This is a genomic window from Dactylosporangium sp. NBC_01737 (assembly GCF_035963215.1).
Lineage (GTDB): Bacteria > Actinomycetota > Actinomycetes > Mycobacteriales > Micromonosporaceae > Dactylosporangium.
The window spans coordinates 10,031,975-10,044,542 of sequence record NZ_CP109153.1 but is presented as its reverse complement, the minus strand read 5'-3'; the positions used below and the strand labels follow the sequence as shown (position 1 = coordinate 10,044,542).

The 12,568-nt window shown below is 68.4% G+C and carries 11 protein-coding genes and 1 pseudogene; 8 read left to right on the top strand and 4 right to left on the bottom strand.

Annotated elements, in window-relative coordinates; all coding sequences use genetic code 11:
• Positions 1-60 precede the first annotated feature (60 nt).
• Positions 61-714: a hemerythrin domain-containing protein gene (locus OHA72_RS46105; RefSeq protein WP_327002436.1), complete on the bottom strand. Its 654-nt coding sequence runs from the start codon at positions 712-714 to the stop codon at positions 61-63.
• Between the two features lie 245 nt (positions 715-959).
• Positions 960-1,238, bottom strand: coding sequence for a hypothetical protein (locus tag OHA72_RS46100; protein WP_327002435.1), 279 nt, complete (start codon positions 1,236-1,238; stop codon positions 960-962).
• 1,003 nt (positions 1,239-2,241) lie between these two features.
• Between OHA72_RS46100 and OHA72_RS46095 the strand changes: the two genes are divergently transcribed.
• The 4 genes and pseudogenes from OHA72_RS46095 (at position 2,242) to OHA72_RS46075 (ending at position 7,922) form a co-directional block, all read left to right on the top strand.
• A complete protein-coding gene (locus OHA72_RS46095; RefSeq protein WP_327002434.1) occupies positions 2,242-2,745 on the top strand; it encodes a hypothetical protein in 504 nt (167 codons plus the stop codon).
• Positions 2,746-3,054: 309 nt separating this feature from the next.
• Positions 3,055-4,878 carry a putative Ig domain-containing protein gene (locus OHA72_RS46090; protein WP_327002433.1) on the top strand — a complete coding sequence of 608 codons (1,824 nt, stop codon included), beginning with the start codon at positions 3,055-3,057 and terminating at the stop codon, positions 4,876-4,878.
• Positions 4,879-5,171: 293 nt separating this feature from the next.
• A pseudogene (locus OHA72_RS46085) lies at positions 5,172-5,282 on the top strand (IS6 family transposase); the annotation flags it as partial.
• Between the two features lie 807 nt (positions 5,283-6,089).
• Positions 6,090-7,922 (top strand): hypothetical protein, encoded by a 1,833-nt coding sequence (locus tag OHA72_RS46075; RefSeq protein WP_327002432.1) that lies wholly within the window; start codon positions 6,090-6,092, stop codon positions 7,920-7,922.
• A 259-nt stretch (positions 7,923-8,181) separates the two neighbouring features.
• On the opposite strand, the gene OHA72_RS46070 is transcribed toward OHA72_RS46075, so the two are convergent.
• Together OHA72_RS46070 and OHA72_RS46065 are read right to left on the bottom strand one after the other, a co-directional pair.
• Entirely contained in the window at positions 8,182-8,331 is a 150-nt protein-coding gene (locus OHA72_RS46070; RefSeq protein WP_327002431.1) for a hypothetical protein, read from the bottom strand.
• A 291-nt stretch (positions 8,332-8,622) separates the two neighbouring features.
• Positions 8,623-9,552, bottom strand: coding sequence for a hypothetical protein (locus OHA72_RS46065; RefSeq protein ID WP_327002430.1), 930 nt, complete (start codon positions 9,550-9,552; stop codon positions 8,623-8,625).
• Between the two features lie 95 nt (positions 9,553-9,647).
• Here OHA72_RS46065 and OHA72_RS46060 point away from each other — a divergent pair, with 95 nt between their 5' ends.
• From OHA72_RS46060 to OHA72_RS46045, 4 genes are read left to right on the top strand one after another with little or no spacing between them, the layout of a single operon-like run.
• Positions 9,648-9,809, top strand: a complete 162-nt coding sequence (locus tag OHA72_RS46060; RefSeq protein WP_327002429.1) for a hypothetical protein — start codon at positions 9,648-9,650, stop codon at positions 9,807-9,809.
• A gap of 20 nt (positions 9,810-9,829) precedes the next feature.
• Entirely contained in the window at positions 9,830-11,083 is a 1,254-nt protein-coding gene (locus OHA72_RS46055; protein WP_327002428.1) for an MFS transporter, read from the top strand.
• 39 nt (positions 11,084-11,122) lie between these two features.
• Positions 11,123-11,878 (top strand): class I SAM-dependent methyltransferase, encoded by a 756-nt coding sequence (locus OHA72_RS46050; protein WP_327002427.1) that lies wholly within the window; start codon positions 11,123-11,125, stop codon positions 11,876-11,878.
• 5 nt (positions 11,879-11,883) lie between these two features.
• Complete coding sequence (locus tag OHA72_RS46045; protein ID WP_327002426.1) at positions 11,884-12,363, top strand: hypothetical protein; 480 nt, start codon at positions 11,884-11,886, stop codon at positions 12,361-12,363.
• Positions 12,364-12,568: the final 205 nt, after the last annotated feature.

The following is a 12,568-nucleotide window of genomic DNA, read 5'->3' as shown; positions in this document are numbered from 1 at the left end:
GCATGCCGGGCCCGCGACGTCAAGTGCCCGACCGTCCCCGCACGGCTGCCGGTTGCGCCGTCAACGACCGGCGTGCCGGCGCAGATCGCTGCCGTAGAGGCTGTTGTACCGCCGCCGGTACGCCGGCCACCACACCAGCCGGAACAGCAGCCGCACCGGCAACGGGAACGTGGTCAGCACCGATGCCACCTGTTCCGGGGTACCACAGCTCGCCATCCAGCCGAACAGCACCGGGATCTGCCGCTTCGGCACCGACGCGAGCGCCCGGTCGGCGGCGGCCTTGAACTCGTCGGGCAGCACGACCGCACGCAGGATCGGCACCGCGTCGCGCTCCTCCTGGTCGAGGTGGATGTTCAGGAGCCGGTGCAGCTGCTCCATCGCCTCGACCCGGTCGGGCATGCCACGAGTGGTGTCGCGGACCTGGCGCAGCAGCGGGTCGAGGTGCTCATGCTGCTCTTCCAGCGCGTCGAGCGCGGCCACGGCACCCGGCTGCCGGCTGCGCAACAACGGCCACATCCAGGCGTCCTCGTCGCCGTGGTGGTGTTCCAGATGGTCGGTGACCATCCGCAGCTGGTCCTCGATGAGCGCGGCGTGCCCGGCATCGCGAACCGCTCCGGCCGCGACGGCGAGCCGGCCGTACTCGGTCCGGAAGCCCGCGTGCGCCAGCAGGAAGCCGCGCAGGTCCGGTTCCGTGTGTGTCGATGTGATCGTCATGGTCCGCTCCAACGTCTCGGGGATGCCCTTAACCTCCGGCGGACCTCTTGCGCCCGACTAGCGACGCACTTGCGTTGCGGCAAAGGCACCTCGGCACGCAACGGCGGCACCGTGCTCGGGCGACACGACGGACGCCGGCGGTGCGCGATGGCAAGATCGAAGACCGTTCGGTGCGGCGGGTCAGGCTTGGTCGCGGCGCCGGCACGGGCGATGTATGAGGCGGTCAGCGGCGGAGATCGCGAAGATCATGTAAGGATGGCCGGAATCTTCGCGACCAGCCTGCCCAGATCGACCTTCTCCGCGTCGGTCGGTGCACGTCGTCCGGTTCCGATCAGCGGCACGTCCGTGCCGGAGAACGTCGTGGCGAATTCGGCACCGGCGATCTGCTCCAGCATCTCGTGGGCCCGGGCAACGCCCTCGGCGGGCGGCTCCGCAGCCTCCGGCAGATGCGCGATCAGGTCGAGGTCGACTGAGCCTGCGACACGACGGTTGGCCTGGGTATGCGCGTCGCTCAGCGCTGACACTTGATAGAGCGTGTCCGATAGGCCGATGCGGATATCTGGGCCGCTGGTGGAGCGGCTCGCGTCTTCCTCGGTTGACCAGCGGGACCTTTGTCGGGACGGGCCGGATCTTGTCGGCACTCGGGACGCCCTGGCGGTTGGTTCGTCGTGGTCGTCGCGGTGGACGACGACGTGGCGGCGGGCCGGTCGGCGGCACCGGCCGGGGCTGCAGTCTGTCAGAGGCAAAGCGGCCTCGAACATACAACCTAGCAGCCTAGGAAGCTCAACACGACGAGATGGCCTCGACATACGCGCTCTCGGCGCGGGTCTCGACGGTGCGGCGGTCCTGTCGCTTTCGGAGCCATCCGAGCAGTCCTGCGCCGCGGTACGGCTGCAACGGGACCGGGACCCAGCGGTGGACCGCCCGGGCGACGGCACCCTGCACTTGGCAAGTGCCTCGACGCCGCTGCGGGCGAGACCGGCAACGGGACCGAGCTGCAGCTGTTCCACTGCACCGGCGCCGGCGGTCAGCAGTGGACATACGTGCCGGCCACCCAGGCGCTGCGCAACCCGCCGTCCGGTGACCGCGTCGTGCAGACCGGTTAGGTGGCCTGCCGCTGGTCCAGCCACTTCAGCATCGCCTGGCTCGTTTTCCTCGGGCTTCTCCTGCTGGATCCAATGGCCGCAATCCAGGCTGACCACGTCCACGTTGGGCACGAATCCAGCACATCGCGCTTGATCGACTGGCGTCTGGCCTGAGGAAGCGCAGATCAACCGCTTCCTCTGTGCGTCCACTGTGGACCCGGAGGTTCCGAGAGCGATCTGCTGTTTCGGAAGGGTCCAGACCGGCCCGTGCTGCGCCCCTGCAGGGCCAGTCGCCGTTGATAGGCGCGCGACGGAACGTGATGGAACGGGATGGAACGCCGATCAGGTGAAGGTCGAACCGGCCTTCCCGTCGGCCGTCAGGCTAACGACGCCACGGGGCAGGTCCAGGTCGACGTGACGAATCAATCGAAGGAAGTAGCGCATGGAACGCTCCAGGAAGCCGGTCTTCACACGACTTGGAAGACTGCTCGCCGTGCTCGGGTTGGCCGCCGCGGTCTCGGTCGTGGCGATGCAGGGCCCCGCTCAGTCAGCGACCATCATCACCGTGACGCAATCAATCACCACCCCCGGCCTGATACGGCACCAGATCGACGTTCATCTTCCAATGAACCAGTTCGACGCCCAGGGCTACATCAACAACGGCGCCAGAATCGAAGTCGAATGCTGGGGAGATGACCCGATCGCCGATGATCTCCTTCCCGATTGCCCCAGGCCGGGCTTCAGTGGCACCGTCACCTATTCGGGCAGCCAGCTCCAGGGCACTCCGACCGGTGTCCACCTGACCATCGTGAACCTCTACGAGCGGGGCACCGTGCTCGACGAAGACATTCCCGACGGAGACGAGATTTACATCAAGGCCAGGTGGATCGATGATGATGGCCACGTCCTCAAGGGGACGAGCAGCACAGTGAGCGGAAGCTTCTGAAGCTGAGCGGCCGGCAGCGACGCGTGCGACGCCCATGCATGCCCGACGTCGCACACCTGGTGATGTGCTCGAGCCGAACCTGTTGACCAGATTCACGAATCGCCTGGCTGTCCGCCACGTGTGGGCGGCCAGGCAATTCATCTTCGCTGAATTGGCTCTGACCGGCGTGATCGCGCCTGCGGTCACCTTGCTTGCTGCTCCGGCATCGGCGGCGGGCGCCGTTTTGAGCAAGTCGCAGACCGTTGGTTCGGCGTCGTGGCCCTCGGATGCCAGGGGTCCGTCCGGCGCCTATGGATTTAGGGAAGGCACATGAACAGATTCAGGCCCCGGTACCTCGCAGTGTTGGGCGGCATCGTCACGATCGGGCTCGCCACTTTGGGTGTCGGCCCGGCATCGGCGTCATCTTTCCCGGGAGGTGTCTCGATTTTCGACCACCTCGGTTCCGGAGACACGAACGCCGCCTGGGTTCCCGAATTGCGCGACAATGTCGTTCAGGTCGCGGTGGGCAAACTCGACGTCCACGGCAACGTGATCAGCACCAGCACGAACCACGCGGATGGCGGATGTCACTGCGTTGACGTGTTCGCGGTGGATGATGGTACGGGCGGTCTGAACGTCGCTGTCATGGGCGACGCCACTGTCCGGGCGTGGGGCAGCAACGACAAGGGTCAACTCGGGGACGGGACAACAACGCAGCAAACCACGCCGCGCACGGTGCCGGGGCTGACCAACGTGAAGCAGGTTTCCGCCGGCTACCGGTTCGTCCTCGCCGTCAAAAAGGACGGCACCGTGTGGTCCTGGGGCAGTAACTCAGCTGCCCAGCTAGGGTTCGGCGCACCACCGCCAGGGACCACCGATCCGTATCACACCACGCCGGCGCAGGTGCCCGGTCTCAGCGGCATCGTTCAGGTCTCGGCCGGCGACGGATTCGGCATGGCTCTCGGTGCGGACGGCAAGGTGTGGGCCTGGGGAAGCGGTCTCTGGGATGGAGACGGTCGCAGCGGGCTGGGCCCGGTGCAGGTGGCGGGTCTGCCGGCCGCCACCCAGGTCGCTGCTGGTTACCACCATGCGGTGGCGCTGGACTCGACCGGTAAGGCATGGGCCTGGGGTTTCGCCAGGAACGGCCAAGCCACCTCCGATCTGAAGGTCGACGGACTCCCCACCGGAACTGCCGTGCACCCCATCAGCATTCAGGGGTTGCCCCAGGGGATCACCCAAATCGCCGCCGGTTTCCATGAGAGTTATGCGATCGCCGGGGGTGACGGTTCGGTGTGGGCTTGGGGCGGCAATGGGTTCATGGCCGGTTTGCACCCGGACGACCTGATGGAGATTCCCTATGGCGATGGACCTACGGGGAGTGAAGAGACATACACCTACGACCATTCCTTTATGGCGATTGATACGATCAGCACCGCGAGGCGTGTGAATCTCGGCGACGGCGGGGCGAACCCCTCGTCATCCTTCCCGGGGCGGGTATACCGTGCGGCTCAGATCTCGGCGAACTACGCCACCGTCGGAGTGGTCCTCGCCGACGGGACAGTCTGGGACTGGGACATCAACAACAGCGACACCAGTGCGGCGATCAAACTCTGGGAGGAACCCAAGACGTTCGTCTGGAACCAGATCGCCGCTGCACCCGCTGGACCCCCCGGTTTCCGCAATACCCTGGTTCTCGGCCCCAGTTCGCTGCAGATCGGTCTGGTTCCGGACTTCCTCACCAAGATGGACGTCCTGCAAACGTATCAGCTGCAGGCAACCGGTGGCCTGCAGCCGTACACGTGGTCCGTCACCGGCCTTCCCACCGGATTGGCGTTCACCTCCAACGGCGCAATCTCCGGCACGCCGACGGTCCCCGGAGTTTTCAATGTGGCATATACCCTCACGGATGGCGCAGGCGTGACGACCACCAGATATTTTGTCTGGGAAGTGACTGTCAACGAGACACGTTTCTTCACCGGAGCCGCCACTGCCTCCAAACCAACGACCGCCCTTTCCGCGGCCTTGAGCCGCGCCCAGTCCAAGGCCACAAATGCGGGATTCGCCCTCAGGAACTGCGAAGAGACCGACTCGTCTGTCGATCTGAACGAATTCAGGAGCTACGACGCTTCCGCCACTCTCAAATGCATCAGATGACGATGAACGCGTAACGGTTCCAGATTGGATCCGACTGGCGCGGGATGCCGGGTGGGCGTCCGCGACGGGTCGGTGGGGCAGGGCATGGCCACGGCGTTGTTCGTATTGTCCCGTTACATCATGAAGCCGCCGATGCCAGCGGTTGGAGAGCAGGCGCGCACGACTTCTGACGGATCTTCAGGTTCTCGAGGCCAGAAGATCATGTTCAGGAGTCGTGCGGCGGCGTTGCATTGAGCGCTGGCAAGGTCGGGCAGACTTGAGCAGTGAAGTCATCGACCCGAACTGGCCTTTGGCTGTCTCCGAAATCGGCGTTCGCCGGGTTTTGGTTCCCACCCGAGGTCATCGTCGTCGCGGACCGCTGGTACCTGCGGTTCAACCTGTCCTATCGCGACGTTGAGGAACTCCAGCTCGATCAACTCAGCTCATCCTCGGTCGACGTACCCGGCCGCGAATCGCCGTCGACGTTCGCTTGACGTTGGGTGACGTCGTGGCGGTTGCCGCCGGTCAGGCCGATGGCGAGTGGGATGCCCGCGCCGTCGGTGATGACGTGGTGTTTGGAGCCGGTCTTGGCGCGGTCGACCGGGCCCAGGCCGGTTTTTGGGCCGTCCTTGAGCGCTCGTACGTGGAGCCGTCGATCACCGCCTTGGACCAGTCGAGCTTGCCCGCGGCGCGCAAGTCGGCCGGCAGCACCTCGTGCAGGCGTTGCCAGACACCGGCCTCATGCCACTCAGCCGGCGGCCGCCAGCAGGTCATCCTAGGGGCAGTGCCAACCCCTGCGGCAGGAACGTTCACGGGATCGCCGTGACGAGGGCCGGGCAGCGCGCGATGGGCTCGGCGTCGATGGCCATTCGGCATCGCGCTCCGCTTCCTCCCACCGGCCGGGCGCCAGGTGCACCAGGCGCAGAACGGTGATCGGAGGTGTTGTTCACGGTCTGCGGCACCATGTTGCTGGACGGCGACCACGTGAGCGTCGCCACGTCTTGAACCGGTGTGCGGTAGAGGTGCGTGTACCCGCAGTGCCCGGATTTGAGTTTCGCACGCCTTGACGAGCACGTGACAGGTGACATGTGAACACCGTAAAGCGACGGACGACAGTGACCTTGGCCGCTGCTGGTCGCGCCGTGGAGCCACTCCTGCGCGGGGGGAACGAGGCACTTTGGATCGATGGGAACCTTTCGTCGAGTCGAGACTGGTTTGACGCGGCGTACCGGATGGCGGAGCGGGAGAGCGACGCGGACGCGATGGCCCTGGCCGCGATCGGCCTCGGCGGTCTGTGGGTGCATGAGTACCGCAAACCAGCGCTGGCGATCCTCATGGAGTCGCGCCAGCGTCGCGCCATGGCGGTTGTGGACGCCGGGTCGACGCTTGCGCTGCGGATCCGGGCCCGCCTCGCCGGGGAGACCGACTACCGGTCCGGTGGGCATGCCGCGATCCTGGCGATCGTCGAGGAGGCCAGGAGATCAGGGGATCCGGTTGCGTTTGCCGAAACGGCGAACCTCGCCCACCATTGCGTACTCGGACCCGGCCACGGTGCTCTGCGTCGACGGCTCGCTGACGAACTCATCGCGGCGAGCTTTCAAACAGAACGTCCAAGTGACCTGCTCATGGGGATGCTCTGGCGCACCGTTGATCTCTTTCTGGACGCCGACCCGCATGCGGAACGCAGTCTGGAGGAACTGCGTGGGCTGCTGGGAGAGCAGAAACATCTCGCTGTCGACTACGTCGTCAGATCGATCAAGGTCATGCTAGCGCTCCGGGCGGGTCGATTCGCCGCCGCCGAACTCGCCGCCGCCGACGCCGCCGAGCGTGGGCGGGCCGCCGGCGACGCCGACGCGACCGGCTGGTACGGGGGGCAGCTCGTGTCGATCCGCTGGTTTCAGGGGCGGATCGCAGAGCTCCTGCCGATGCTTCGTGATCTCGCGTTTTCCCCGACCCTCAGCGAGGCCGACGATTCGCACATCGGTGCTCTCGCGGTCGCGGCCGCCGCAGCGGGTGAGCATCGCGAGGCCGCGGGAGCGTTGGCCAGGCTTGCCGGGACCGATCTCACCCGTGTTGCACGATCAAGCAGTTGGCTGGTGGCGATGTACGGCGTGGTCGAGGCGGCGAACCTCCTCGGTGATCAAGCAGTCTCGTCACTGGCGTATGACATTCTTGAACCACATCGTGCGTTGCCGATGATGGCCAGCATCGGAGTGACCTGTTTCGGTTCGGTCGAACATGCGCTGGGCGTCGCCTCGCTGACGATCGGCGAGACGGACCGTGCGATCGAGCATCTGCGGTCGGCCGTCCGGGGGAATCTCCGTATCGGACACCTGCCTGCTGCGACATTGTCGCGCTGGCGCCTGGCCTCGGCGTTGCTGCGGCGACGACAGGGTGACGACACGGTTGGGGCGACGCGCGAAATCGAGATCGCCGAGAAGGACGCGGCGGCGTTCGGCATGACACTGCCTGCTGCTGGCCCCGCGACCGGGGTGGTGCGGCCTTCGGTGGCGGCGGCGCAGCGCAAAAAGGTGGTCGCCGACGTGCATCGCCACGGCCAGCAGTGGGAGGTTGCGGTCACCGGGCGGTCGGCGGTCGTGCCGCACAGCGTGGGGATGGTCTACCTGGCAACACTCGTCGGGAATCCCGGTCATGAGATCCCCGCTGTTGAGCTTGCGATGGGCGTGCAGGCGCCCGACGCTGCGGGGGACAAGCGTGTCGTGATCTCCGAGCAGCCCGTGTTGGACGACGCGGCGAAGCGGGCCTACAAACAACGGCTGTCGGAGCTCGACAGTGAGATCCAGGAGTTCGAAGTTCGGCACGACATCGGCCGGGTCGAACAGTTGCGGCTCGAACGCACCTGGCTCGTCCGTGAGATCACCGCGGCGGCTGGCCTGCGCGGCAATGTGCGCTCCTTCGTTACCAACGATGAACGTGCGCGGCTATCGGTGAGTCGGGCGATCTGGCGCGCTCTGGACCGGATCTGCAACGTTGACGCGGAGATCGGTGAACGCCTACGCCGCTCGATTAAAACCGGCCTTAAATGCAGCTATCATCCGTTCTGACCCGGATCTGCGGATAGCTGGCCAAACCTGTCATACGGATGCGCGTCGAGTCCGACGGTGGCCGGTGAGGTGCGGGCGAGTCGCGTGACGCCGGCAACGCCCGACGCGGACAAGGCCTTGCTGTGGAACCGCCGCCGTCGGCCGACCGGTGGGCAGTACCGCAGGTCGTCTCCGTGCCGGGCAAGCAGCGCCTGCGCCAACCCGTCCTCTGTCCGTCCCGCTCAGCCGGGTCGAAGGCGATCCGATCGAGCCGGACTGGTCAGACGGAGTCGATCTGGCTGACCGCGATGGCGGCACCGGTTAAGGATTCCCCGGCGATCACGCCGAGCGTTCCGGCGCCGAATCCGAGCAGCGCGTCGCCGGTCGGTGCCAGAGCACCGGAGAACGTCACCGGACCGGCGATGCGCACCGCGGCGTCCTACCCCACGAGCTGCACGCCGCTGTTGACGGTGACCGTCACGTTCCCGGCGGGACGTTGAATCCGGTCGCGATGACTCCCGCACACGACCCAGCACCCCCTTCTGGGACCGCACCGCCAGCACCTGGGTCAACGCAGCCGACCTGACCCGACGGTGGCTTCGAAGCGGAGGCGAGCTTGATGCGGGTGGCCCCGGCAAGGCGCCGTCAGACGCTGCCATGCGCGACGCGTTGATCGGAGGTGAACAGATGCGTGGCGATGCGTAGGACGGTGTTTGTTGGCTCAGGCGGCGTAGTTGCGCAGCAGCCGCAGTGCCGTGCCGGCGTGCGGGCCGCTGGTGTGCAGGCCGGCGTCTGCGGGCGCCAGCCGTTGCGCGCCGACGCGGCAGAACGCGCCGGCGGCGCCAGTGATCGAGGAGTCCTCGTCGGGGTCGCCGAAGCGCCAGTGGCTGCCGTCCGGGGCGGTCAGGTCGCAGTGCACCTCGGCCGGCCCGCCACCGCCGAGACCATCGCCGCGCTGCGCCCCGACGTCATCGTCAACGCTGCCAGCCTGCAGTCGTGGTGGGTCATCGGCACGCTGCCACCCGCGGCGTTCCAGCGCCTGTACCGGGCCAACTTCGGCCCCTGGCTGCCGATGCACCTGACGCCGGTGCTGCGACTGATGACGGCCGTCCGCCGCTGCGGGGTCAGGCCCGTGGTGGTCAACGCCGCGTACCCCCGACGCCGTCCACCCGCTCCTGCACACCGCCGGGCTGTCGCCCGAGGCCGGCATCGGGAACGTGGCCAACAACGTGCCGGCGCTGCGGCTGATCGCCGCCGAGCGGCTCGGCGTGCCCGTGCGCGTACTCTGCATCACGTGGACAGCGTCGTGCGGGACGGCGAGCCCGTCGTCGCCACGGTGTCCAGGACGGTCGACCCGACCACGAGCTATCACGACGCGGCGCCGTGCCGGGACCTCGACATCGGGCCAGGGCCGGTCGGGGAGGCGCTGCTGGCGTTCAACGCCGCGGTGCTGAAGTGCTTCCCCTGGTTCAGCGGGGTCACCCACCACGAGATGTTCGTCGACCGCGTCGGCGAGGTGGTGTTCTGCGAGATCGCGGGCCGCTCGGGCGGCGGCGGCATCATTCCCGGCTTCCGGCACCAGACCGGCCTGGACCTCAACGAGGCCGCCGTCATGGCACAACTGGGCGACCCGCTCCCGGTCCCGGCGCACGACCCGGCGACAGATCCGGTGCCGCTGATCGGCTACGTGATGGTCTACCAGCCCGGCGGCGTGCTGGAGGCGACCCCCGCGGCGCCGGACGTGCCGTGGGTGGTCGACCGTCGGACCACCGGCGCCCGGGCGACGTGCTGCCCGCGCCGGCCCGGTGGAGCGACGCCGTCGCCGCCGTCACGGTGGAGGGCGCGACCGAGTCGGAGGTCCTCGACCGACTCGACCACATGGTGCGGCACGTCCGAGGCACCGGCTGACGGACAGCGAAGGAGCTGGCATGGGCAACGCTCGACCCAGCCGCGCGGACCGGCGGCTGAGCCGCCCCGCCTGGTGGTTCGTCGGCGGGTACGGGCTCTCGGCCGTCGGCACCGGACTGTGCTACCCCTTCCTGGCGATCTATCTGCACCAGTTCCAGGGGTTGCCGGCGGGGGAGACGGCGGTGCTGCTGCTCGTGCTCGCCGGTGCCGCGGTGCCGATGTCCGTGTACGGCGGTGCGCTCGTCGACCGGCGCTCGCCCAGGGCGGTCGCCGTAGGCGCGCTGCTGGTGCAGACGGCGGGGTGGCTGCTGCTGGCGGTCGGGCACGGCTATGCGGCCCAGCTGGTGGCGCTGCTCGTCATCGGCGTCGGCACCGGGCTGTTCCTGCCCGCCGTGATCCCGATCATCGCCCGGCTCAGCGGCAGCGAGGCGGCCAAGGTCCGGACGATGTCGTTGCGGTACCTGCTGCTCAACCTCGGCCTGGGCGTCGGTGGCGGGCTCGGCGGCCTCCTGCTGGGTGCCGCGAGCGACGCCACCTACCGGTGGCTGTTCGCCGCCGACGGCGTCAGCTGCGCGCTGTACGCCGTGGTGATCGCCGCCTTCGTGCCCTTGCCGGAGGACGCCGACGCGGTCGGGTCGCAGCGCAAGACCCTGGCGCGGTTCCGGCCCGGACGCAGCTACCTGCTGCTGCTCGTGGCGCAGCTGCTGCTGGCGACGTTCGGCATGGCGCAGCTGGAGAGCGGCGTGCCGCTGGCCGTGCGCACCGACCTGGGCGGCTCCACCACGCTGATCGGCGCCCTGTACGCCGTCGGCACGTTCGTCGTGCTGGCCGGGCAGCTGCCGGTGTCCCGCTGGGTGGAGCGGGTGCACAAGACCCGTGCGCTGATCGCGATGAGCCTCGTGTGGGCCGGCGCGTGGCTGCTCGGGTACGCCGCGGGCGCCGTGACCGGCGGGACCAGGGTCGCGCTGCTCGTCGTCATGATGGTCACGTTCGCGCTCGGCGAGTGCGCCTACAGCCCGGCGTTCTACACCCTCGTGGAGCGGCTGGCACCACCCGGCGCCCTGGGCCGGGCCACCGGTGCGGCGTGGGCGACGTTCCAGGTCGGCAACACGATCGGGCCGGCGGTCGCGGTGTACCTGATCAGCATGCCCGTCCCGTTCTGGCTGGTGCTCGCGGCGGCGGCGACGACCGCCGCGGCGCTGGTGTTCGCCGTGGACCGCCGGATGCACGCGCCGGCGGCACCGGACCGGATCCTGGCCACGGTCTCCGGGTAACGCTGGACATCGATCCCAGTGGTAACTAGCGTAAACGTCATGACGCCTTACGTCGCCGACCCCGGCGCGTGGCAGGAAAGCTGGGACCTGCAGCAGACCGCGTTCATGCCGGACCGGGAGCACCGCATCACCGCGATGATCGACGCCCTGGAAGCGGTCGGCGGGGACTCACCCCGGGTGCTCGACCTGGCCGGCGGCACGGGATCGATCGCGCTGCGGGTGCTGCGCCGGCTGCCCGCAGCCCAGGTCACCCTCCTCGACGTCGATCCCGTGCTGCTGTGCATCGCCCGGGCGTCACTGCGCGACCGGGCCCAGGTCGTGACCGCCGACCTGCGCGATCCGGCCTGGACGGGCGCGCTGCCGCACGCCGGATACGACGCCGTGCTCGCCGCGACGGCCCTGCACTGGCTCCGGCCGGAGCGGCTGCGTGAGGTGTACGGCGAGATCCGGACCGTCCTGCGCCCGGGTGGCCTGCTCGTCAACGCCGACCAGATGCCGGACCCCCAGCTGCCGGGCCTCACCAAGCAGCTGGTCACCTCCGCCGACGCGCGGCGGGACGCCAGGTACGCCGCCGGCGCCGCGCCGACCTGGTCCGCGTGGTGGGACCTCGCCGCCGCCGACCCGGTGCTCGGCCCGCTGACGGCGGACCGGGCCGTCATCCACCCCAAGGGCGCGAGCGCGGAGTTCCTGCCGGCGGTCACCTGGCACCTGGAAGCCCTGCGTGACACCGGCTTCAGCGAGTCCGGCACGCTGTGGCGCGGCGGTCCTGACGCGGCGGTCGCTGCCGTACGGTAGCCCGCGTGGCTGATCTGGCCAGCCGGCGGCAGGCCGCCTTCCACCGGCGCCGGGCCGCGTACCTCACGAACGCCTGGCCATATGCGCACGGCACCGACCACACGACCATCTCCGCGGACTGGCTGGGCGGCACGGTCCGGTCGGAGGGGTCGTGGCACACGCCCGACGTGCTTGGCGATCAGAGCTGGCCGATGAGTGTGTGCTGGTGTGCTACACCATCGGCTATGAGTCTGCCGCAACGCAGCGACCGGTGGCTCAACCTGGCAGGGTTCCTGCTCGCCCTGTGCTGCTTCGCGTTGCCATTCAGCGGTTGGTCGACCGACCCCTGCACGACCGCCAAACTGACGTACCTCGGCACGCAGCGCGGTGGTCGGTGGCGTCACCGGCGCGGTCACTGGCAATTGATGTTCGCGATCCGGCCAGGCTGCAGGAGCGACCTCCATGCGTCGAGGAGTTGGGCCGCCGCCGCCTGCCAGGGCCTTTGACCGAGGCGAACGGGTCCGGCGGATGATCAACCTGAACCCAGATCTCGATCATGTTCAACCGGCTCGGTGGTCGGCAACGGGTGGGAGCGGGTGGTCCGGTGGGAGGAGTACGCCGCTACGTGGTCGGAGCGGGTGGACGAGTCGACCCGCATTTTCCACTGCAACCACACCTCCACGATGCCGCCGCCCGGACCGCGTAGCCGGG

Excerpts from the sequence above, each read along its gene's own strand:
- OHA72_RS46105 (WP_327002436.1), bottom strand. The coding sequence starts at position 714 with ATGACGATCACATCGACACACACGGAACCGGACCTGCGCGGCTTCCTG.
- OHA72_RS46095 (WP_327002434.1), top strand. The coding sequence starts at position 2,242 with ATGGAACGCTCCAGGAAGCCGGTCTTCACACGACTTGGAAGACTGCTC.
- OHA72_RS46090 (WP_327002433.1), top strand. The coding sequence starts at position 3,055 with ATGAACAGATTCAGGCCCCGGTACCTCGCAGTGTTGGGCGGCATCGTC.
- OHA72_RS46075 (WP_327002432.1), top strand. The coding sequence starts at position 6,090 with ATGGCGGAGCGGGAGAGCGACGCGGACGCGATGGCCCTGGCCGCGATC.
- OHA72_RS46055 (WP_327002428.1), top strand. The coding sequence starts at position 9,830 with ATGGGCAACGCTCGACCCAGCCGCGCGGACCGGCGGCTGAGCCGCCCC.
- OHA72_RS46050 (WP_327002427.1), top strand. The coding sequence starts at position 11,123 with ATGACGCCTTACGTCGCCGACCCCGGCGCGTGGCAGGAAAGCTGGGAC.